Below are 23485 nucleotides of genomic sequence, written 5' to 3'. Positions count from 1 at the left end.
ATGTGCACATTGTTTAAACATACTGCCGAGCAGGAAGGTCATTATGCTGGTTAACCTATCCTTTAAAACGAAACTATTAATATTATTGATTACCGCCATTTTAGGGCTCGTTATCGTCACCTTTGTCGCCATTGGTGGATTGGCATCCCAAAAAGAAGCCAATAACGAACTCAGAAATTTGTCTAAAATTCAGGCATCGAATGACCACCTAAGCATTCAAATGCTCGAAATCGCCGACGGCCTTCGCTCCATCTCCGTAGATAACTTCCAAGAATACCTTGCCACGGCCAATCAACAAATCGAGCAAAACGCCACGACCATTACCGCCAACATTGAACAAGCAAACAGCCAAGATCTAAAAGAAGCACTACGAGACAACCTTGTTGAAATCACCAACTACAGCCAAGCACTGGTCGCCCTGATCAATGAACGTAACGTCATCGGTTTTGATTCATCATCTGGCTTACGTGGCAGCATTGACAAAATGGGCTCGGATATCACGGTCGACATTCAGAAATTAAGTTTATTGAAACGAGAATTCACCAATGTGCGCAAAGCGGAAGCAGGCTACTTAGCAGACCCAACCGACAGCAACCTTGAGGAGTTCACCACCAGCTACGACCGTTACTACAGCCGTATCGATAACTTTGGCTTCCAAGATACACACGGTGTAAAAGCTCAAGCCTATCGTGATGCGCTGCTACAATATGGAAAAGAATACGCCAACCTCAATGAGATACAGCAGACTTTTGCCACTCAGAAAAATCAATTTACCGAAAGCCAGCTCAACGCCAACGCGTTAATTGAAGCCAAGGTACTCAAGGCCGAAAATGATGCCGAAAACAGCTCTGCTCAAGCCAATGCCACATTGCTTGCGGTAAGTATCGCCATCATTTTATTGGCAGCGTTACTTATGATAGTAATTTTACGCAGCGTGAATAAAACTCTACAAAATGTCATTACCGATCTAAACAAAGTCAAGCAAGGCGACATGTCTTCCAAAGCCATGGTGAACACCAAGCGTAACGATGAATTTGACCAACTGAGTCAATCTCTTAACGAAATGACGGGAGGATTAGGCAATGTACTAAAAGACGTGGTGTCGACCACCGACAACGTCAGCACCATGTCGACAGATCTGAACAACACCATCAGTAGCATTGCCAGCAGTAACCATTTAGTAAACCAGCGAACCCATTCGCTCGCCACCGCAACCGATGATATTTCCAATCGTTTGACTGAGCTGTCCAACACCACGAACGAATTGAAAGGGCATTCAAGCGAAACTTACCAGTCAGCTAAATCTGGGGCCGACACCATCAAAATGGTGTTACACAGCATCAGTGACACGGTCGGCATTGTGAACATGACCAGTCAACAGCTCAACGAGCTAGGACGTTTATCAAAAGACATCGACAGCGTCATTGCCATGATCAACGATCTGGCCAGCCAAACCAACTTGCTGGCATTAAACGCGGCCATCGAAGCCGCTCGCGCAGGCGAAGCGGGTCGCGGCTTCTCTGTGGTCGCTGACGAAGTAAGAGCCTTGGCTGAAAAAACCGTCGACGCCACGTCAAAAATCACCGACATCGTCAGCACCATTCAGCAGTCTACTCAAACCGCGATCACCACCATGGAAAGCGGCCAAGACAACCTGAAAACCATCAGTGAAAACGGTACTAAGGCCGAAGAAGCCATGCGTGATATCGAAAGCAATGCCATGACCGGGTCGAAATCGACCGACTCCATGGCGAATGCCATACACGACGTGGCCAGTACCGCGATTCAAATGAGCACGGAAATGGAGCAAATTGCCCAACAGCTCAACCAAGACACGCGTTCTATTGATATGATGGCCGACAAGACCAAACAGATTCAGCAGCTCTCTGAACAACTGGCCAACAAAACGCAGGTGTTCACACTCGCGTAACGCTCTAAAAACCTCCCGATCCAATGCTTCTACCCATACCCGCACACACGGTAGAAGCATTGAGTCGTCTAGTGTGTTTTCCGTCCCACCTCTTGATGACACTAGGCGCAAACGCTAGACTGTACGGCATCACTCATCGATGAATCTTCCCACTCGTCTTCACGGGAACTCGAGCACTTTCTTTAGGACTTTAGTTTAGGATACAAACACACCTATGCCGGACGTCATTTCAGCCGACTCTGTTGGTATTGTCACGCCACAGACGGCGCATTTCGACACGCCTTTGCCGCTTGCGTGCGGACAAACACTGGCTTCTTATGATCTGGTCTATGAGACCTATGGAACGCTTAACAGCGATGCGTCTAACGCCGTTTTAATTTGCCATGCGCTCAGTGGTGATCATCACGCAGCGGGCTATCACGCCATGTCTGACAGCAAACCTGGCTGGTGGGATTCGGCAATTGGACCTGGCAAAGCCATCGATACCAACACGTTTTTTGTCATTGCACTTAATAACTTAGGCGGCTGTTGCGGTTCTACCGGTCCCACCAGCATCAACCCAGAAACAGGACAACGTTGGGAAGCCAGTTTTCCCATTGTGACAGTCGAAGATTGGGTAGAAAGCCAAGCACGTTTGGCGGATTTATTAGGCATTCAAACCTTTGCCGCGATAGTCGGTGGCAGCCTAGGTGGCATGCAAGTATTGGAGTGGAGCATCCGCTTTCCAACCCGCCTGAAGTCGGCCGTCATCGTCGCTTCCGCGCCCAAACTGTCCACGCAGAACATCGCCTTTAACGAAGTCGCACGTCAATCCATTCGTCGCGACCCAGATTTTTTCGAAGGCAATTATCTCGACAACGATTCGGTGCCCACCAACGGGCTTGGATTGGCGCGCATGTTAGGTCACATTACCTATTTATCAGACGATGCCATGGGCGCCAAATTTGGTCGTCAAATGCGTCACGATAGCTACCAGTACAACTACGGTATTGAGTTTGAAGTAGAAAGCTACCTGCGCTATCAAGGGGAAGCCTTCACCAAACGCTTTGATGCCAACACTTACATGTTGATGACCAAAGCATTGGATTATTTTGATCCAGCCTCACAAACCAATGGCGATCTTTCTGCTGTGTTGAGTCGCGCGCAATGCGAATTCCTTCTGGTTTCCTTCACCACCGACTGGCGGTTCTCCCCTGAGCGCAGTGAGGAAATCGTCAATGCTTTGGTCAAAGCAGGCAAGCAGGTCTCGTATGCAAAAATCGAAGCCGCCGAAGGTCACGATGCCTTTTTGTTCCCGATTCCACGCTATATGTCTGTGTTAAACACGTTTTTAACCCGGGTCGCCAATCGCTTAACCACGGAGGTCAAATAATGCGCTCTGATTTAGAAATCATCGATGAATGGGTTCAGCCCAATATTCGAGTGCTGGACTTGGCTTGTGGTCCCGGCGAATTGCTCCACCATCTGATTAAAAATAAACAGGTAAACGGCTATGGTTTAGAAATCGGACCTGACGATTTAAATACCTGTATCGAAAAAGGCATTCCAGTCTTAGAGCAAAACATCGATGAAGGCTTACAGAACTTTGATGACCAAAGCTTTGACCTTGTATTGATGACGCACGCCTTGCAACAATTCCGTCGCCCCGACTTATTGATCGACGAAATGCTGCGCATCGGCAAAGAATGCATCATTACCTTCCCAAACTTCGGACACTGGCGCAGCCGTCTGCATTTGGCGCTAAAAGGTCGCATGCCCGTTTCTGATTTCTTGCCCTACAATTGGTATGACACCCCCAATATTCACTTCTTTACCTTCCAAGACTTTGAACGTCTGTGTAAAGAGAAAAACATCAAAGTGCTGCGTTGGGCGGCTGTCGATGGTCAGCTAAAAGACCACTGGTGGATTCGTTCCATGCCGAACCTATTCAGTGAAACGGCGATATTCCACATCAGTCGTTAATACGCGAAAAACGGCAACCATCGAATCAAAAGAACACAACAAGGCGGCGTATCAGCCGCCTTTGTTTTAAAGAATAAAAAGGAAAAACCGATGCCAAAAACCATCGTGCTAGCCAGCAACAACGCTGGAAAGATCAAAGAATTCAATACGTTACTTGGCGACATGGGCATTGATGTAAAACCCCAAAGCGAATTTAATGTCGAAGAAGCCGAAGAAACAGGGCTAAGTTTTATTGAAAACGCCATTCTCAAAGCGAGAAACGCCTGTGCTCAAACAGGTTTACCCGCGTTGGCGGATGATTCCGGTATCGAAGTCGACTATCTCGACGGCGCACCGGGTATTTATTCAGCACGTTTTGCGGGTGAACATGGCAATAATGACGCGAACAACCAACTTCTGTTAGAAAAGCTAGACGGCGTTCCAGAAGAAGAGCGCACCGCTCGCTTTCACTGCGTATTGGCCTACATGCGCCACAAAGATGACCCAACGCCGCAGGTTTTTCATGGCGTTTGGGAGGGCCGCATTTTGACCGCCATAGAAGGCCAAGAGGGCTTTGGTTATGATCCGATATTTTATGTGCCTGAATGTGGCTGCAGTGCCGCCAGCCTACCAAAAGAAGTGAAGAACCAAATTAGTCATCGCGGCAAAGCATTAAAGCACATGTTCGCTGCGTTCCAACAACACACCACAACAGGAAAGGCACTTTGAGCGCTCTATTGCCGCCGTTAAGTTTGTACATTCATTTGCCTTGGTGCGTTCGAAAATGCCCCTACTGCGATTTTAATTCGCACCAAGCAGATCGCTTTGAAGCCGATGGAAAGCTGCCTGAAGACGCCTATCTCGCCCAGCTGCTAGCGGATTTAGACGCAGATATGCCGTATGTCGCTGGACGCCCTATTCAAACCGCGTTCATCGGCGGTGGCACGCCCAGTTTAATGAGTGAAGACTTCTATTATCGTCTAATGGACGCCCTGCGCGACAAACTGACGTGGGTGGACAACGCCGAAATCACCATGGAAGCCAATCCGGGCACGTTTGAACAAGAAAAGTTCCGGCACTTTCGCCAAGCCGGCATCAATCGTTTGTCAATTGGCATTCAAAGTTTCCAGCCAAACCTGTTGAAAACCCTAGGAAGAATCCACAACCGTGAGGAAGCCATCCACGCTGTGGATAAGTCCAGAGCCGCAGGCTTCGACAATATCAACCTCGATTTGATGCACGGTTTACCCGATCAAAGCCTAGACATGGCATTGGAAGATTTGTCGTTGGCCATCGAGTTGAACCCCGAGCATTTGTCTTGGTATCAATTGACCATCGAGCCCAACACGGAGTTTTATCGTCGTCCGCCCACACTGCCAGAAGACAACACCTTGTGGGGCATTCAAGACGCTGGACAAGCCTTGCTCACTCAGCATGGTTACGCGCAGTATGAAGTGTCCGCGAATTCAAAACCAAACCATCGCGCTGCGCACAATCTGAACTATTGGCGATTCGGCGACTACATCGGCATTGGCGCTGGCGCTCACGGCAAGATCACGTTAGTTAATGGTCAAATATTTCGTACACGAAAGACTCGCCATCCAAACCATTACCTAAGCAACTTACCAGAAGCCTTGGTGATCAAAGAAGCCATCGAGCAAGAAGACCTTCCTCTGGAATTTATGATGAACCGCCTGCGTTTGTTCGAAACCTTTGATCTACAGGATTACGAACGATTTACTTACCAAAAAACCCCAAAATCGTTGATTTCAGCCTGTGAACAGGCAATCAAACAAGGCTTATTGGATGCCAATGAGTGGAAAAAACAGCGAGTAAAAACGACAGAAAAAGGCAAATTGTTCCTTAACGAATTGCTTGAATTATTCCTTCCTTAATCAACTGTTTTGCTTACTATAATTTGACATCTAAGCATTTTGATGTAACTCTTACCCTGTTAAGAATAAAAAAGGCCATCTCAGATGGCCTTTTTTATTCTAGTAAACATCGCGAAAAGTCATGGAGACTCTGGCTTAACCGCTCATCCTAGCTGAAAAACAGCGAAGGTTTACCACCCTAAAATCGACCTATTTCAATACAAAATCAGCGGCCTTTACCAAGCAATTTGTTTGTTCGAGCCATATGACAGCGCCTGATTATGTAAGCATTGTGAAAAAAAGTTCAGAATACGTCGTATTCAGAACAATGTGATAGAGAGAATTCTCTTACGGTGGAGTGGCAGAATTGTATAAAAATCACTCAGGCTAATTTTTGGTAAATGGCAGAGACCTTTTAAACATTGGCAGTTAAGCAAACGTCGCGAGAACAATTTCACTAATTCAGGAGTAAATTTATGAGTAATAAAGTACCTGACAGTGGTCGGGCAGAATACAACACGTCGTACAAAGTAGGACAAGATAACGTTCAGTTTCTTGGCCTTGATGTACTGAACCCTGTATTCAGCACCAGCGCACTGATCATCTTTGCATTCATCATCGGCAGTATCTTATTCCCTGCCGACGCCAGGTGCTATTTTATCAGGCGCCAAAAATTGGTCGATCAATAACTTCGACTGGTTTTTCATGGTATCCGGCAACATCTTTGTGCTTTTTTGCCTGCTTCTCATTGTTCTTCCTCTTGGTAAGATTCGCTTAGGCGGTACCGAAGCAAAAGCGGAACACTCAACCATTACTTGGTTCTCTATGTTGTTCGCGGCCGGTATGGGCATTGGTTTGATGTTCTGGAGTGTGGCAGAACCTGTCGCCTACTACACAGGCTGGTACGGCACACCGTTTGACGTTGCCGCAAATACGGCTGAAGCGAAAAGCGCAGCGATGGGTGCAACCATGTTCCACTGGGGCCTTCACCCTTGGGCTATTTACGCGGTAGTGGGTTTGTCATTGGCTTTCTTCGCCTACAACAAAGGCTTGCCACTGACCATTCGTTCTGCTTTTTACCCACTGTTTGGTGAAAAAGTATGGGGCGTCATTGGTCATGTAATTGATGTCATTTCTGTTATCGCGACGATTTTTGGTTTAGCGACGTCATTGGGCTTCGGTGCATTACAAGCCACCAGTGGTCTGAACTTCCTATTTGATATTCCAAATACGCTAACCACTCAAATTTTGGTTATTTGCGGTGTTACCGCTGTGGCCATTGTCTCGGTTGCTCGCGGTCTAGAAGGCGGCGTAAAACTGCTGTCTAACGTGAACATGATCATTGCGGCTGTATTGGCCATCTTTATTGTGATCGTTGGTAACACTGGCGCGATTTTCTCGTCTGTGATCGCCTTTCTGTTTAGCTACGTTGAAAACATCATTCCATTAAGTAATTGGATTGGTCGTGAAGACACGACTTTCTACCATGGCTGGACTGTATTCTACTGGGCTTGGTGGATTTCCTGGTCACCATTTGTTGGTATGTTTATCGCGCGCGTTTCTCGCGGTCGTTCTGTTCGTGAGTTTATTGTGGCGGTTCTATTGGTTCCGACTGTGGTTTCTCTAGTATGGATGTCTATCTTCGGTGGATCGGCTCTTGATCAATCGGAAAACGGCATTGGTGCGCTAGCAAACGGTATCTCCGATTCTTCTTTGGCGATGTTCCAAATGTTTGCTAACTTGCCATTAACGTCTGTGATCTCCTTCATCGGTATCGTGTTGGTCTTGGTGTTCTTTGTTACCTCTTCTGACTCTGGTTCTTTGGTTATCGACGGTATCACCGCAGGCGGTAAAACAGACGCACCTATGATTCAACGTGTTTTCTGGGCGGTACTGGAAGGTGTAATTGCGATCGCGCTATTGATTGGTGGCGGCTCTGAAGCACTGGGTGCCATCCAAGCGGCGGCGATTACCATCGGCCTACCGTTTACTTTGCTCATGCTGATCATGTGTATCAGCTTGTGGAAAGGGTTACACAGTGACATGCATCTCTATAAATAAAGTGTCGGTACATTAGACCTTTATCAACAACCCGAACAGCAGTGTCTGTTCGGGTTTGTTTTTTAACGGTAAATATTATATTCTCTGCGTCCTCTTAGGGGAGTAATCTTCTTTGCACATATTCGTATGCTGCAGAGATTCTTTGTCAACATAATTGAGCCTCAAGCTCATGGCAAAGAAGTCCTGAATCGATGCAAATCGTTGGGATTGATGAGACTTAAGACAATGACTTGGCTCTGGTGGGCACAGGTTTGTTGTCTTTTGTTTTATAGCCCACCTAGGACCTGTCAAATGGAAGCTTTGCTTACTTCTATCTCTACTGTTGCTCTTGCCGAAATGGGCGATAAAACCCAATTATTGGCGTTATTTCTTGCGACGCGCTTCGCGTCTAAATCTTCTATTGTGCTTGGTATTCTTGCCGCTACATTGCTGAATCATGCCTTATCTGCTTGGCTCGGAGTGGAAGTCGCTCAATGGATTCCAGACAGTGCCATCAGTTGGATTGTTGGTCTAAGCTTTATTGCGGTAGGTTTATGGCTACTGATCCCAGATAAAGACGACAGCGAAGAAAATCAAATGCTGAAATATGGTGCGTTTGGTGCCACCTTTATACTCTTCTTTCTTGCTGAAATTGGCGATAAAACGCAAATTGCAACGGTGTTACTAGGCGCTCATTACGGCAGTGTGTGGATGGTCTTGCTAGGTTCTACCGTTGGTATGATGCTGGCCAACGTACCGGTTGTTTTCGCAGGTAACTGGATCATGGACAAAATAAACGCTGACAGAACTCGCCAATTGGCTTGTTTATTATTTCTCGTTTTAGGTGCCGTAACCATAATCTCGCCCTATCTACACTAAGTTAGCGCGATCAAACAGGAATGTACGATGGACGTCGAATTAACCGAAATACTCGAAGCACTGTGTCAGCACGCTCCATTCAATGAGATTGCAGACGATCCGCAACTCAATGACATGGCGAAAGAAATCGAAATACAGTATGTCCGTGCGGGGGAATGGGTCATTGCGCCCAGCGCCTTAAACAATACACTGTTTTTCATTCGTAGCGGAGCCATTGAAGTGCTGAGCAAAGAAGAAAAGTTAATTCGACGTATGAACGAAGGTGAGATATTCGGCTACGCGTCGTTGTTACGCGGTGGTAAATCGTCCCAGTCGATGCGAACCATCGAAGACAGTTTGTTGTATCGCATTCCTGCGCGTTGGTTTCTCAAACTTCATGCTGAAAACGACAACTTTTCGGACTTTTTCCAGCTGGCTCGCGAAGCGCGTTTGCGAGCCGCGATGGACGCTCAAAACTCCGACGTGTCCTTAATGACCTGCCCTGTGGTGAGCTTATTAAGACGTCCACCGATAAGCACACAAATGGATTCCAGCATTCGCATCGCCGCGCAAATCATGGCTGAGCATCGCGTTTCTAGCCTTTTAATCACGGACAATGACGAACTGATTGGCATTGTTACAGACCGAGATTTACGGACTCGCGCGGTGGCGGAAGGTCTAGCTTACGACACGCCAGTGTCAGACATCATGACCCGTGACCCGGTCGTAATGGACAGTGGCGACTACGCATCAGAAGCCGTTCTAAAAATGATGGAACGCAATGTTCACCATATCCCCATTGTAAAGAATGGGCTCCCGATTGGCGTGGTCAGCACAGGCGACCTTATCCAAAAAGAAAGCCACGGCAGCGTCTACTTAATCAGCGATATTTATAAGCAAACCAGCATTGAAGGGCTGAAAAGCATCAGTCGTAAAATGACGCACACCTTCACCCAACTGGTGCTCGCCGATGCCAATACCCAAATGATAGGCAACGCCATGTCACACATAGGAACCGCCTTTGTGAAGCGCTTGCTGCAGCTGGCCGAAGAAAAATACGGGCCGCCGCCAGTGCCTTATTGCTTTATTGCGCTTGGCTCGCAAGCACGAGAAGAACAAACCATTAAAACCGATCAAGACAATGCCTTGATCTTGAGCGATCAATACGACAAAACACAGCACGGCGAGTATTTTGAAAACCTAGCCGATTGGGTATGCAAGCATCTAGACGACTGCGGCTACGATTTGTGCTCTGGTGATATCATGGCGTCGAATCCGCGCTGGCGTCAGCCTCTTAAGGTCTGGAAACAACACTTCAGCGAGTGGATTCAACAACCCAAAGCCGAAGCCTTATTGCGTCTGTCTATCTTCTTTGATTTGCGCGGCGTGTATGGCGACAAAACCCTGGCCAAACAATTAAATCAGCACATACGCGCCGAAGCCCAACAGCACGCGGGGTTCTTGACCTTTATGGCCAGAAACGCCAATCAACGCAAACCACCTTTGGGGTTCTTTCGACAGTTTGTATTGGACGGTGAAGGCACACAATCACGCACGTTTAACCTAAAAGAAAGGGGCATCGCACCCATTATTGATATTGTCCGAGTGCATGCGTTAGCGTGTGGCAGCGACAAACTCAATACGCTAGAACGTATTGAAGACATTGAAGCCGCAGGACTGTTACCCGACGGGCGCGCGAAAGACCTCGCCTTGGCCTTAGAGATGATCGGCATGGTGCGTATCCGCAACCAAAAAGACCAAATTGAAGCCGGCGAAGAGCCCAATAATCACGTCAACCCTGAACATTTATCCTCATTCGAAAAGCGTCACTTAAGAGACGCGTTTCACATTGTGTCGCGCCAACAGGAATTTATTAAGTTCCGCTTCGCAGGAAGCGCAACTAAATGACAAAACGTTTAATAAAAAACAGCCAAAAAAAGACATCCAAGACTGGCAAGCGATGTTTGCAGAATGGGCCAAAGAAGCGCCAGAAGGCCCATTAAAACGCTTTTATCAAGCCGGAATGATAGCGCCCAATACCGCGTTAAAAGACGCGCCACTGCTCGCCTTGGATCTCGAGACCACAGGATTAGACCCCAGCAAAGACGAGATCATCAGCCTTGGGTTAATCCCACTCGACCACAAAATCATTCGTTGCCAAGGTGCGAAATATTGGATGGCCAAACCTGAACGTTCATTGCATGCCGAATCCGTCACCATCCATGAAATCACCCACGCCGAACTAGAAGAAGCGCCAAGGCTTCATGCTATTTTGGATGAAATTTTGACGGCACTTAGCCACCAAGTCATCGTCGTGCATTGTGTGGCCATCGAGCGCCAATTCCTTCTGGAAGCCGCCATGAAAGTATACGGCTATCCGCTGTATTTCCCCGTCCTAGATACCATGGACATTGAACGCCAAGCCACCTTCAAACCGTGGTGGCAACGCTTCGGAAGACGTCCGTCATTACGACTGGATGCGTGCCGCCAGCGTTATAAGCTGCCGCGTTACAAGGCCCATCATGCGTTGACTGACGCGTTGTCTTCTGCGGAATTGTTACAGGCACAAATCTCCTACCACATGGACCCAGAAGCGGATATTTCACACTATTGGGTCTAGGCCGACGATGCAGCGGAGCCTGTAAGTGAAGGGCAACTTTCGCGAATCACCAGCTCCGTTTCCAACACCACGTCTTTGGCTTCTCGAAGGCCTAAAAAGACTTCCGCTGCGACACGCCCTTTTTCCACCGTATGTTGATGGATGGTGGTGATGGAGGGGTGAATATTGGCGCTTTCGGCAATGCCATCAAACCCTACCACCTGCACGTCTTCAGGCACTCGCAACCCCAGATGCAACGCCGCTTGTACCGCAGCAATCGCAATACAATCACTCATACACAACAGCAACTGCGGGCGGTTCGCCATGGTCAATGCTTCACGAGCCGCTTGGTAAGCCAACTTATGATTGTTTTCTGGAATGTTCCAAATATGCTCGGAGGCAACGGACAATTGGTGCTCTTCTAACGCTTCAAAATACCCGTACAAACGCTGAATCGAAATCGATGCAGCGCGGTCAAACAGTTCGTCTTCCCGAATCCGACATACTCGGTCAGTGTCTAACAGGCTCAAACCTAAAATCGCCACCGCTTCCGGTTTATGCTGCAACGCATGACACGCAATGCGATACGCGCCACTGTGGTTTTCAATGTTGACCGACGTCGTCCCCGGAATAAAGCTATCGACCGTAATGATGTTCTTATTCGGCATCAACCAAGGCGCGTTAATACACTGCTGAGGTTTGTGACCGTACACAATAAAGCCATCGACCATGGAAGATTGCATGCGGCTTTGCGCGTCTTGTTCCACATGATCAGAAGACAACAGCAACATGTTGTATTCATTCGCCTCGAACACTTCCGCCATACCTTTCAAAAACTGATTGGCGACAGGGTCGGTCAAGCTGTAACTCAGGTCATCCGACAACACAATGCCAACAATGCCCGTGCGACCCGTTCGCAAACTGCGCGCCGCGGCATTGGGGCCAAAGTAGCCCATTTTTTCGCACTCGCTCAAAATGTTTTCACGCAAGTTGGCCGACAATTGATCGGGGCGATTAAACGCATTGGAAATGGTCGCGGTGGACACTTTTAGGCGTTCGGCGACGTCTTTTAAGGTCAGCTTTTTTATGTTTTTTGTCATACCCACGGTCCGTAATCTAAAAAATAGCCATGACAAACAAGCCGATTTACGTCCTCCGCAAATCGGCTTGTTTGTTACAAAGTCTTAGTATTTATCCCAAGACCGATTGCCATCAAGGCTAAGACAATCTGGCATAAAACGCGTGATACGCAGGGACTGTCGCCACCGCGCCAGACAAGGTCGACGAAAAGCCATGCCCTTGTAGCACTTCTGCAATATCATCACCCACATTCGCCTGCTGAGATGTCCCCGTCATGTTCAGAACCACCAGCACTTTCTCGCCTTGATACTCACGCACCAAAGCCACCAAGTCGGCATTGTCCACGTCGCGCTGAGAAAGTTCACCATTGACCAACGCCGGTTGTTGTTGGCGCCAATGAATTAACTGACGAACCTTGTGCAATAACGCCTCTGGATTCGCTTCTTGTTCCGCCACACTCAAAGGCAACTGCTCTTTGGATACGGGCAACCAAGGCTCAATATTAGAAAAACCACCTTGTGATGAATTCTCCCACACCATCGGCGTACGACAACCATCACGGCCTTTGAACACAGGCCACAATGGAATGCCATAAGGGTCCTGAATACGCTCAAAAGGCACATCGGCTTCTGGCAAACCAAGTTCTTCACCTTGATACAGACACACACTGCCGCGCAAAGACAAAATCAGCGCCAAGGCCACTAAAGGATACGCTTCGCCATCTTCGTCTGCGCCCCAACGTGTACGAGAACGCACCACATCGTGATTGGATAATGCCCAGCAAGGCCAGCCGTCCCCGACAATCTCTTGCATGTTTTTCAATACATCCCGAATGTAATCAGGTGAATGCGGCTTATTCAAAAAATCGAAGGTATACGCCATGTGAAGCTTGTCGCCACCAGATGTGTATTCGGCCATGCGTTTCAACGGAAAATCATCGCCAATCTCACCCACGGTAGTACTGCCCGGAAACTCGTCCATCATGGCACGCAACTCTTTGAGAAAATCCAGATTTTCTGGACGGCTCAAATCGTACACATGACGCTGATAGGTGTAAGGGTTATCGTGTGGCGCACCCATGGTTTTTGGCTCACCAGCAGGCACTGGTGGGTTGTCTTCCAAGCCTTCACTGTGGAAATAGAAATTCACCGTGTCCAAACGGAAACCGTCTACCCCCATCTCCAACCAAAACCGCATATTGTCCAAATGCGCCTTGCGAACATCTGGGTTGTGGAAGTTGAAATCTGGCTGAGACTCCAAGAAGTTATGCAAATAATATTGCAAACGACGGCTGTCCCATTTCCACGCGCTGCCACCGAAAATAGACAGCCAGTTATTTGGCGGCGAACCGTCTGGTTTTGGGTCAGACCACACATACCAATCGGCTTTTGGATTGGTTCTATCCTGACGACTTTCTTCAAACCAAGGGTGTGCATCGGCAGAATGACTGATCACCTGATCGATCATTACCTTTAAGCCCAATTCATGAGAACGATCAATTAAGGCTTTAAAATCCGCTAACGTGCCAAACATTGGGTCGATATCACAATAATCCGACACATCGTAGCCAAAGTCTTTCATGGGCGATGTGAAGATCGGCGACAGCCAAATGGCATCCACTCCGAGAGACGCTACATAGTCGAGTTTGCTGGTAATTCCGGCCAAATCACCAATCCCATCGCCATTCGCATCCATAAAACTACGTGGGTATATTTGGTAAATAACTCCACCTTTCCACCAATTCAAATTGGTCGTCATAACGGCTCTCCAAAAACAAATAAAACAAGGAGCAACGCCTTGCTCCCATCAAAATAATTCAAACAATTAACGACGATAAGACACTTCTTTGTCGTCAAATAAATGCATTTTTTCTGGCAATGCCGACAAATGCACGGTCTCGCCTCGCTGTGTTTTTAGGGTGCCTGCTTGCTTCGCAATCACCATTTCGTCACACCCAGGCACAGTAACGTACAGCAAGGTCGCTTCTCCCAAAGACTCAACAAAAGACACACTTCCCGACAAGAAACCCTGCTCCTGCGATTCAACCACCAACAAATCTTCAGGACGAATACCAAAAAACGCGGCTTTGGATTGCTCACTGGCTTCGGTTGTAATCGGCGTTTCCACGGTCACAGATGAAGACAGTGACACATGAGTTTGCTCACCGGCCTTTTCAATTCGACACGGCACCACATTCATCGCGGGTGAGCCAATAAACTTCGCCACGAACACGTTCGCAGGGTGCTCATAAAGCTCCAAAGGCGAGCCTACTTGCTCGATATTACCCGCCGATAACAACACAATACGATCCGCCAATGTCATGGCTTCGACCTGATCGTGAGTCACATAAATCATCGTCGAATCGGGCATGCTGTCTTTCAGATTGGCAATTTCCATTCGCGTCGCCACACGCAACGCCGCATCCAAATTCGACAAAGGCTCATCAAACAAAAACACTTTCGGACGGCGCACAATCGCGCGACCAATCGCCACACGCTGACGCTGACCACCCGACAAGGCTTTTGGCAAGCGATCCAAATACGGCGTAAGTTGCAGCATATCCGCTGCTTTACGCACTTGCTGATCGATGTCTTCTTTGCTCACTTTCGCGATTTGCAAACTAAAGGCCATGTTGTCGTACACCGTCATATGCGGGTACAAGGCGTAGCTTTGAAACACCATCGCGATGCCGCGTAATGCAGGTGGAATATCATTCACCACTTGGCCATCGATCTCCAAAGTGCCGCCAGAAATCTCTTCTAAACCAGAAATCATCCGAAGCAAGGTAGACTTGCCGCAACCAGACGGCCCAACAAAGACGATAAACTCACCTTGTTTGATGTCCAAATTAATGTCTTTTAACACTTCAACTTTGTTCGAATAAACCTTTTTAACATGGGTTAGCTTTACATCTGCCATGATTCAATTGCCTCAATCTAAATACGTACATTAAGTGAGGAGCCGCGCTCAACTCACTCGCGTAACGGGGTTATTTCACAGAACCTGCCAACAAGCCGCGCACCAAATAACGCTGCAAACTAAAGAACACACACAAAGGAACAATAATGGTAATAAACGCCGATGCCGTCAGAATCTCCCAGTTCCCGCCACGAGACCCCAACAATTCACGCAATTGCCCCGTTAACACTAAGTGCTCTTCGTTGTTTCCTAAAAAGACCATGGCAATCAACAAATCATTCCACACCCAAAGGAACTGGAAAATGGCAAACGACGCCAAGGCAGGAAACGACAAGGGCAGCACAATTTTGCGGAAAATATCAAAGTCCGATGCCCCATCAACACGCGCCGACTCAATGATTTCTCCCGGTAAACCTGCAATGTAGTTACGCAATAAATAAATGGCCAACGGCAAACCAAACCCCGTGTGAGCGAGCCATATCCCGACATAGGTTTTTGAACCAACGCCAAAGAATTCGCCAATCAAGTTGTAGCTTTTCAACAACGGAATCAGAGACATCTGCAAAGGGACAACCAATAACCCCACCACAGCCGCAACCAACAAAGCTCGACCCGGAAAACGCATCCACGCTAAGGCATAGGCCGCAAACGCCGCCACCAAAATCGGAATAATGGTCGCAGGAATCGTCACTGTTAAGGAATTTAAGAAAGACTGACCCAAACCTTCTGCGCTCAGCACCTCACGATAGTTATCCAAGGTGAACCGAGGAGGCACTTCCGCCGTGTAAAAAATACGTTGCCCACGAGATCCCTTCCATGGTGTCGGCGAGGACAAGACGTAATCACCATTGGCGGTCACTTCTAGCGTTTGGCCTTTTCTCATTTCGGCCACCGTACCAACAGCAAACGCCTCAGGCTCCAGAGAACTAAAACCGAATTGAGTGATGCTTCCAGCCGACTCACCCAGCAAATTGCCACGAATAACAAAGCGATCGCCTTCTTGCACTTGCGCTTTCGGTTCTTGTGCACGGTCAACAATACGCTGCTCAGACGTAGCTAACGCCGTCCACCAGCCTGACACTGACAACTGATCTTTGTCGCGAATGGAAGACACAAATAAGCCCGCTGTCGGAATGGTCCAAATCACCACCAAAAACAACACAGTGGCGTGAACCAAATACGTCAACGGAGAACGTTTAGAGGATGCAATCATATTAACGCCCCTCCATTTCTGCGTTCGCACGCTTTATATTCCAAATCATAATCGGGATAACCAACACCATAATCACAATCGCCACCACCGCGCCACGACCAAAGTCGCCGCCGCCACGGAACATCCAATCAAACATCTGATTTGCCAGCACTTGCGTGTCCCATTGGCCATTGGTCATCGCCAACACAATATCAAACACCTTCAGCACTAGAATGGTGATCGTTGTCCAAACAACCGCAATGGTTCCCCAAATTTGCGGCACCATGATTTTGAAGAAAATCTGCACGCCATTGGCGCCATCTAGCACAGCGGCCTCGATGGTTTCATCTGGAATACCACGCAACGCCGCTGACAAAATCACCATCGCAAAACCGGTTTGAATCCAGATCAAAATAATCATCAAAAAGAAATTGTTCCAAAAAGGAATGGTGATCCAGTTCTGTGGTTCTCCACCAAAAAAGACGACAACGGCATTCAACAAACCAATTTGTGCATCGCCGCCGCTGCGAAAATCGTAAATGAATTTCCAGATAACCGACGCACCAATAAAGGAAATGGCCATCGGCATAAAAATCAGACTTTTGGCAATATTGCCCCACCAAATGCGGTCGGTCATGGTCGCGATTACCAGACCAAAAAACGTCGCCGCCGTCGGCACCACAATCAGCCACAACATATTGTTGCGGAAGGATTCAAAGAACTCATCGCTGCCAAACAACCACACGTAGTTAGAAACGCCCACAAACTCATCGCCACTGCGGTCAAAGAAAGACAAACGAATAGAATCGATCACCGGATAAAAAAGATAAAACGTCAGCAACAACACCGCAGGCCCTAAAAACAACCAAGGACGAATGGTATTGGTGATTCTTAGGTTTCGAGCGATCTGTTGGGCGGGTCCATTCTTGGTGGGAAAGATTTTATCCAACAAGATGTTTGAACCATAGAAATACACAGCACACCCTAGTACACCCAAAATCATGGTCACTAACGCGGAAGCGAGCTGAGCCATAAGCACTCCAAAATACATCGAATAGACAGATCAACCACAGGGTCATCGGTTGTGGTTGAACGACAAAGAAGAAAGCCCCTAAGCGAGCGTCCGCATTAGAGGCTTATTGAACAAAGTTACTTCAACGCATCCCATGTTTTCTGGATGTCATGAGCAACTTCTTTTGCGTCTTTACCGCCGGTGTAATCCACCATGCCAGTCCAGAAAGAACCCGCGCCGATCTTGCCTGGCATCAAGTCCGATCCATCAAAACGGAACGTCGTCGCATAGCGTAAGATTTCACCTTGCTTCTTCGCAGCCTCGCTGGAATACACCTCTGGGTTGGCTTTCAAATGAGCGGAAATAAAGCCCGTTTGCGCCATCCACAATTCATGGGCGATCGGCGAGCGAATAAAATCGATAAACGCACGGGCGCCTTTTGAATCATTGGTGATGCTGACCAAGGTACCCGCACCCAATACCGGATTACCCAATTTTTTCGATTCGTACGATGGGAAATAGAAGAAATCCGCATCTAAGCCCAATTTCGTGCCTTCTGGAAAAAACGCAGGAATGAACGACGCTTGGCGATGCAAATAACACTTAGGTGGTGATTGGAACAAGCCTTTTGGACTGTCACGGAAATCCGTTGACGCCACCGCGCCCGCACCACCGTCAACGTATTCGTCATTGCGGGCGAACCAGCCAAACTCCTCAATCGCATTCACAATGCGTGGGTCATCAAACTTGATCTCGTTGCTCACCCATTTGTCGTACACCGACGCTGGCTGAGTACGCAACAATAGATCTTCTACCCAATCCGTTGCTGGCCAACCTGTCGCGGCGCCGGAGCCCAAACCGATACACCAAGGCGTGCCACCGTCAGCGACGATCTGTTCCGTCAGTGCTTTTAAGTCTTCCATGGTTTCAGGCACGTCATAACCCGCATCCGCAAAGTTATCTGGTGAATACCACACCAAGGATTTCAAATCGGCACGATAGAACACACCGTAAAATTCTTTTTGGCCTTTTTGGTTTTTAAACGTTGCAAGATCAACCCACGATTGACCCGCGGCATAATCGCTCACCACGGCTTTCTTCACAGTATCGTTAAGCGGCGTAATAAAACCTTTTGCCGCCAAATCCGCCGCTAAGCCCGGTTGTGGAAACACCGAAATGTTGGGGGCGCTGCCAGCTTGAGCATCAATAACAATTTGCTGTTCAAAGGAATCCGACCCTGCGTAATTGACTTTTGCGCCAGTGGCTTTTTCGAAATAAGCAACCACACGCTCAAAGTTGCCTTTTTCATCGCCCATCCAAGGACCAAAAACAGAAATGGTTTCGCCAGAGAGGTTAGTGGACTTTAATGCGTCATAGCTGCTCCAACTAAAACGAGCATCTTCACCGGGTTTGAACATGAGATCAGCTGCATGAACAGCACTTGCGGACAGAGTCAGGGCTACCGCCACAGACAATAGAGACTTTTTCATCATCGCTCCTTACAGGCTGGCTCGGGACTCCCCTAGCATGCCTTTGTTGTTATTATCGAAGGTCGAAACTCACTAAATATGTCTTCTATAAGGATTAAGAAGGAATTTGATTATTAACAAACAAAACCCGTGCTTCAAGCACTTAGCGTCCTTAATATTGACTTAATTATTTGCTAAATTTAGTTGGTTTCTGAGAAAACGCGAATTTAATCCATTCTCAATACACTGTATGAAAAACGAACGATATCGGTTTTTTTATGAGATTTCAGCAGGTTAATGATCAAAATGCGGTGACTCTGTGCTGTTTTTATCCTCGTTTTTTGCTTATTTACTCACCTAATTACGGACATAAAAAAAGCGTGGCCATGCCACGCTTCATCACGAGAGAGTTCTTTTTTAACCGTCTCTTAACCGTTTAACCAATCGGCCATTAACGCGATATAGAATTTAAAACCGACCCAATTGCGCTTCTGCCTCAGCCAGCGAAGGCAAAGAAGGGTAAGCGCCTAATTTGGTTACAGAATCTGCACCACAAGCCGCGGCAAATCGCACCACGTCCACCAGCTGAGACTGAGACAGTGTCGTTAACGCAGCACGATCTCCCCCCTGCTCCGCCAGCTTATAAAGCAAACCACCCACAAACGCATCGCCCGCGGCAGTCGTGTCTTTTACCTCAACTTTTGGTGTCACAACCTGGTTTTCGCCATGGGCCTGTGTGTAAAAGCGAATCGGGTTGCCACCGTCCGTTAAAACGAACAAGGTTACGCCCGCAGCCAGTGATTCTTGGATCAAGACGAATGGGTCTTCCGCCAACACGGCCAACTCTTCTAAGCTGGCTTTCACCACATCACCACTTTGCATCCAATCGATCACGCGTTTGGTGTCCACTTGACCATTAGGCCAAAGGTTCATGCGCAAATTCACATCAATACTCACAATCCAGTTCGCTGCACGCGCCATGCTCACACCCGCCAACGTCGCTTTCGTGATGTCTGCGTCGGTCAGTGTATTGGAACACGTGTGAAACACACCTTGGCTGCCAGCGAACCAGGTCGCATCAAAATCACTTTCACGGAACAAAATATCCGCGGAAGGGCTGCGATAAAACTCAAAACTACGCTCGCCAGTGTGATCTAAGCTCACAAACGCCAATGCGGTTTTGGCTTCTTTGGTCATCAACATAGCGCTCGTGTTCACACCGTAGCTGTCTAGTGAATCCTTCAAAAAGTGGCCGAATGCGTCCTCACCGACTTGCCCAACAAAGTGACTGTTTCCGCCTAAGCGAGCAACCGCAACCGCGACATTCGCCGGCGCGCCACCAGGAAATTTTGTAAAGGATTCAAGCTCTCCTGCTTTGGTTGCTCCATTGGAAAGAAAATCGATTAAGGCTTCACCGAACGCCATCACTTTTGTTGTCATTATTGTGTTCTCTTTTGAATACTCGAAAAAAATAAGGGTAGATGAAAAATTATGCAGGGGGAAAAACTTTAAATCAATTTAATTTATTTAATTGACGATGCGCCGCAAGCACCTATCAACGTTGGTTCGATCTGACTTTCTTGCTAGACTCAAGGCTTGTAGACCCTCGTTTTAACCGAAATCAGACATTAACCTGCCACTGAGTAAGAGAATGACCCACGCAAAATGTATCTATGTTGTAGACGATGACGACGAGATTCGCACCCTGCTCAAAACTTACTTAGAAAAGCATCAATTCACCGTGCTGACGGCCGACTCTGGCGAAGCCTTCTTAGCCGATGTAAAAAATCACTCGGACATTGATTTGGTCATTTTGGACATCATGCTGCCCGGCCAAGACGGCTTCTCAGTGTGTCGATCCTTGCGCGCCCATTCTCAAGTTCCAGTAATTATGCTCACGGCGAACTCCGATGAAATGGACCGCATTATTGGCTTAGAAATTGGCGCCGATGATTACCTTGCGAAGCCTTTTAATCCACGAGAGTTGCTGGCTCGAATCAAGGCGATTTTACGGCGTATGGAACACAGCGAGGTTGTCGAAATGTCGCCGGTTACGCATCGTTTTTACCGCTTCGCACAATTTACTCTCGATACCTTGTCCAGAGAGTTGCACTTCGGAGACGACAAAGAGTCCTTATCAGGGGCCGATTACAATTTGCTCATGTTGTTTTTAACGCACCCTGGTGCCGTACTCTCGCGGGAACTCATCGCAGAAAACACGCGGGGGCGCGACAGCGCTCCGCTTGACCGTTTTATTGACGTGCATGTCAGCCGCTTGCGCCAACGCTTGCATGAAGACGCCCGTCAACCGCAATTAATCAAAACCATTCGCGGCCAAGGTTACATCCTAACCGCCAATGTCGAAGTCATTAGCGATGTCCAGTAACACGGCTCAGAGCAAAAGCTCGCGCATCAAGCGCTGGTCTCAGTCTCTGACCGGGCAAATTCTGATCATCATGGCGCTGGGTGTGGCCAGCGCGCAATTCGTCAGTTCAACCATTTGGCTGCGCCAATTGGAATCGGACACCGAAGAAAACGTTCGTGAAGTGTCAAAACACATGGCGTTTCGAATCGCGGCAACGGTCAGTTATTTCACCTCCCTCCCAACCAATTATCGACACATCGTCATTGATCAATTACAAGACATGGGGGGCACACGCTTCTTTGTGACGCTAAACAAAGAAGAAATTAACATCAACAACATCCCAGATTCGCCTCTCAAAGACATCGTTAAAAACGAAGTGCAATCCACGCTGATCAAACAACTGGGTATTCATAACGCCAACATTGCGTTTTCCAACCCAGACGACCTGCATGTCATCAACAACCACACTCGGCTAGTAGACTTACCGGAGCGCTGGGGGCATCACAGTTTATTAGTCAAACCGCTGACACCGCCGATTATCGTGATCCAGATCCCCATCAACGACAAAGATTGGTTGTATTTGGCAAGCCTTATGCCGGACCCTTATTTTTTGGACGGCAATTCTGCGCTTACCGGTGATCGCCTCTTTTCCATGGCAATGTCGGTCATTACCGTGTTGTTGCTGAGCATAGTGGTTTTGCGCCGTGTTACCCGGCCTTTAGCTACCTTGGCACGCGCCGCAGAACGCTTTGGTCAGGGCGATTGGAAACCCATCAAAGAAGTCGGCAGCGTAGAAGTACGTAATACCGCCAAAGCCTTCAATGACATGCAACGCCGCATTCAACGCTATCTCAATGACCGAGAGCGACTGTTCGCGTCAATTTCACACGACCTCAAAACCCCGATAACCCGTTTGCGATTGCGTGCAGAAATGCTCGATGAAGACGACATCCGCGACGCGATGATTCGGGATTTAGAAGACCTAGACATGTTGGTAAAAGGCGCACTGCAAAGCGTAAAAGAAACCGACATTCACGAAAATCGCATCGAAGTGAACATTTCTAGAATGTTGCGGGATATGCAAACAACCGCTAATTTACACGACGTTAAACTCACCGTGGTTGGGGAGTTAAACCACCCTTTCATCGGCAAACCGCTGGCGATTAAACGCTGTCTTGGCAACTTAGTCGACAACGCCTTGTACTATGGAAAAACGGCCACCGTGTACATTGAAGATGACGAAGACGAAGTCTGTATTCGCATCTGTGACCAAGGTCCAGGCATCCCCATCGATAAAATGGACAAAGTCTTTCAACCCTACACTCGTCTTACTCCAGACCATTCCGGCCACCCTGGAGGAATGGGGTTGGGACTCAGTATTGCGCGAAATATTGCACGAGCACATGGTGGCGAGGTGACATTAAGCAACCATGTACTACAAGGTCTCGAAGCCAAACTTTGGCTACCAAGACACTGATTTATTTCCATTTTTGTGCAAATTTCATGGAAGAACAGAGCAATAAATTCGACTCAGAACGGCAACCTTGCAAGACTTTGTTACATTAGGTTGCTCTATTTTACCCTCCCTTGTCAGATCCTTTGCTAAATTCAGTAACTCGAACGTGCGTTTTGGCTGACATCAGACAGTCAGCGCCGTCGATACAAAACGCCATATCAAAACATGTTTGTATTTGATTAGACGACATAACAATAACAAAGGTTACTATCATGAAAAAAATTGCTTTCGGTTTAACCACAGTTGCACTTTCTCTAGCCGCTGCTACCACCCAGGCTGGTGAAGTAGAAGTTTTGCATTGGTGGACATCAGGTGGCGAAGCCGCTGCGATCAATGTACTTAAAGAAGAAATGGTAGACGCTGGCCACACTTGGAAAGACTTCGCAGTCGCTGGTGGCGGTGGTGAATCTGCTATGACCGTTCTGAAATCTCGCGCCATTGCTGGCAATCCCCTTCCGCTGCTCAAATCAAAGGCCCAACTATTCAAGAATGGGGCGATCTTGGTTTCCTAACAAATCTTGATGATGTGGCAAAAGCAGGCGATTGGGATGTCATTCTTCCTCAAGTCGTTAGCAATGTTATGAAATACGATGGCCATTACGTGGCGGCTCCAGTGAACGTTCACCGTGTAAACTGGATGTGGGCAAACCCAGAAGTATTCCGTAAATCTTGTGCTCTATCCCAACAACT

The 23485-nt window shown here is 47.9% G+C and carries 17 protein-coding genes, 2 pseudogenes and 1 riboswitch; of the genes and pseudogenes, 12 read left to right on the top strand and 7 right to left on the bottom strand.

All coding sequences use genetic code 11. The features are described from left to right. The first annotated feature begins 43 nt into the window (after nucleotides 1-43). The 9 genes and pseudogenes from N5P32_RS05865 (at nucleotide 44) to N5P32_RS05825 (ending at nucleotide 11263) form a co-directional block, all read left to right on the top strand. Nucleotides 44-1930 carry a methyl-accepting chemotaxis protein gene (locus N5P32_RS05865; protein WP_265728192.1) on the top strand — a complete coding sequence of 629 codons (1887 nt, stop codon included), beginning with the start codon at nucleotides 44-46 and terminating at the stop codon, nucleotides 1928-1930. 214 nt (nucleotides 1931-2144) lie between these two features. Next, the gene (gene metX / locus N5P32_RS05860; RefSeq protein ID WP_265728191.1) at nucleotides 2145-3302 is read left to right on the top strand and encodes a homoserine O-succinyltransferase MetX; all 1158 of its coding nucleotides are present in this window, start codon (nucleotides 2145-2147) and stop codon (nucleotides 3300-3302) included. After that, on the top strand, nucleotides 3302-3892 hold the full coding sequence (gene metW / locus N5P32_RS05855; RefSeq protein ID WP_265728190.1) for a methionine biosynthesis protein MetW: 591 nt from the start codon (nucleotides 3302-3304) through the stop codon (nucleotides 3890-3892). The genes metX and metW overlap by 1 nt, the downstream gene beginning before the upstream one ends. Nucleotides 3893-3982: 90 nt before the next feature. Further along, nucleotides 3983-4600, top strand: a complete 618-nt coding sequence (gene rdgB / locus N5P32_RS05850; RefSeq protein WP_265728189.1) for an RdgB/HAM1 family non-canonical purine NTP pyrophosphatase — start codon at nucleotides 3983-3985, stop codon at nucleotides 4598-4600. Beyond that, nucleotides 4597-5766, top strand: coding sequence for a radical SAM family heme chaperone HemW (gene hemW, locus N5P32_RS05845; RefSeq protein ID WP_265728188.1), 1170 nt, complete (start codon nucleotides 4597-4599; stop codon nucleotides 5764-5766). Before rdgB ends, hemW begins: the two co-directional genes overlap by 4 nt. A 455-nt stretch (nucleotides 5767-6221) precedes the next feature. After that, a pseudogene (locus N5P32_RS05840) lies at nucleotides 6222-7806 on the top strand (BCCT family transporter). An 83-nt stretch (nucleotides 7807-7889) separates the two neighbouring features. Further along, a riboswitch (yybP-ykoY riboswitch) is annotated at nucleotides 7890-8091 on the top strand. Nucleotides 8092-8097: 6 nt separating this feature from the next. Next, nucleotides 8098-8664, top strand: coding sequence for a TMEM165/GDT1 family protein (locus N5P32_RS05835; RefSeq protein WP_265728187.1), 567 nt, complete (start codon nucleotides 8098-8100; stop codon nucleotides 8662-8664). Nucleotides 8665-8691: 27 nt separating this feature from the next. Further along, nucleotides 8692-10551 carry a DUF294 nucleotidyltransferase-like domain-containing protein gene (locus N5P32_RS05830; protein WP_265728186.1) on the top strand — a complete coding sequence of 620 codons (1860 nt, stop codon included), beginning with the start codon at nucleotides 8692-8694 and terminating at the stop codon, nucleotides 10549-10551. After that, on the top strand, nucleotides 10493-11263 hold the full coding sequence (locus tag N5P32_RS05825) for a 3'-5' exonuclease (protein ID WP_265728185.1): 771 nt from the start codon (nucleotides 10493-10495) through the stop codon (nucleotides 11261-11263). The genes N5P32_RS05830 and N5P32_RS05825 overlap by 59 nt, the downstream gene beginning before the upstream one ends. Here N5P32_RS05825 and N5P32_RS05820 read toward each other — a convergent pair. The 7 genes from N5P32_RS05820 to N5P32_RS05790 all read right to left on the bottom strand — a co-directional run bounded on the left by N5P32_RS05820 (nucleotide 11260) and on the right by N5P32_RS05790 (nucleotide 20354). After that, entirely contained in the window at nucleotides 11260-12342 is a 1083-nt protein-coding gene (locus N5P32_RS05820) for a LacI family DNA-binding transcriptional regulator (RefSeq protein WP_265728184.1), read from the bottom strand. The genes N5P32_RS05825 and N5P32_RS05820 overlap by 4 nt on opposite strands. A gap of 118 nt (nucleotides 12343-12460) precedes the next feature. Then, the gene (locus N5P32_RS05815) at nucleotides 12461-14080 is read right to left on the bottom strand and encodes an alpha-glucosidase (RefSeq protein WP_265728183.1); all 1620 of its coding nucleotides are present in this window, start codon (nucleotides 14078-14080) and stop codon (nucleotides 12461-12463) included. Nucleotides 14081-14146: 66 nt separating this feature from the next. Next, nucleotides 14147-15241 carry an ABC transporter ATP-binding protein gene (locus tag N5P32_RS05810; protein WP_265728182.1) on the bottom strand — a complete coding sequence of 365 codons (1095 nt, stop codon included), beginning with the start codon at nucleotides 15239-15241 and terminating at the stop codon, nucleotides 14147-14149. A 70-nt stretch (nucleotides 15242-15311) separates the two neighbouring features. Beyond that, nucleotides 15312-16454, bottom strand: coding sequence for an ABC transporter permease subunit (locus N5P32_RS05805; protein WP_265728181.1), 1143 nt, complete (start codon nucleotides 16452-16454; stop codon nucleotides 15312-15314). Between the two features lies 1 nt (nucleotide 16455). Next, entirely contained in the window at nucleotides 16456-17466 is a 1011-nt protein-coding gene (locus N5P32_RS05800; protein WP_265728180.1) for a carbohydrate ABC transporter permease, read from the bottom strand. A 116-nt stretch (nucleotides 17467-17582) separates the two neighbouring features. Further along, the gene (locus N5P32_RS05795; RefSeq protein WP_265728179.1) at nucleotides 17583-18935 is read right to left on the bottom strand and encodes an ABC transporter substrate-binding protein; all 1353 of its coding nucleotides are present in this window, start codon (nucleotides 18933-18935) and stop codon (nucleotides 17583-17585) included. A gap of 447 nt (nucleotides 18936-19382) precedes the next feature. After that, nucleotides 19383-20354, bottom strand: a complete 972-nt coding sequence (locus N5P32_RS05790; protein ID WP_265728178.1) for a carbohydrate kinase family protein — start codon at nucleotides 20352-20354, stop codon at nucleotides 19383-19385. A gap of 211 nt (nucleotides 20355-20565) precedes the next feature. On the opposite strand from N5P32_RS05790, the gene N5P32_RS05785 reads away from it, so the two are divergent. From N5P32_RS05785 to N5P32_RS05775, 3 genes and pseudogenes are all read left to right on the top strand, one after another. Further along, the gene (locus N5P32_RS05785; RefSeq protein WP_265728177.1) at nucleotides 20566-21300 is read left to right on the top strand and encodes a response regulator; all 735 of its coding nucleotides are present in this window, start codon (nucleotides 20566-20568) and stop codon (nucleotides 21298-21300) included. After that, entirely contained in the window at nucleotides 21290-22756 is a 1467-nt protein-coding gene (locus N5P32_RS05780; protein ID WP_265728176.1) for an ATP-binding protein, read from the top strand. Before N5P32_RS05785 ends, N5P32_RS05780 begins: the two co-directional genes overlap by 11 nt. 251 nt (nucleotides 22757-23007) lie before the next feature. Next, nucleotides 23008-23485 (top strand): annotated as a pseudogene (locus N5P32_RS05775) (sugar ABC transporter substrate-binding protein); the annotation flags it as partial.

It is taken from the genome of Marinomonas pontica, assembly GCF_026191375.1.
GTDB lineage: Bacteria > Pseudomonadota > Gammaproteobacteria > Pseudomonadales > Marinomonadaceae > Marinomonas > Marinomonas pontica.
This window is presented reverse-complemented; position numbering and strand designations above follow the sequence as displayed.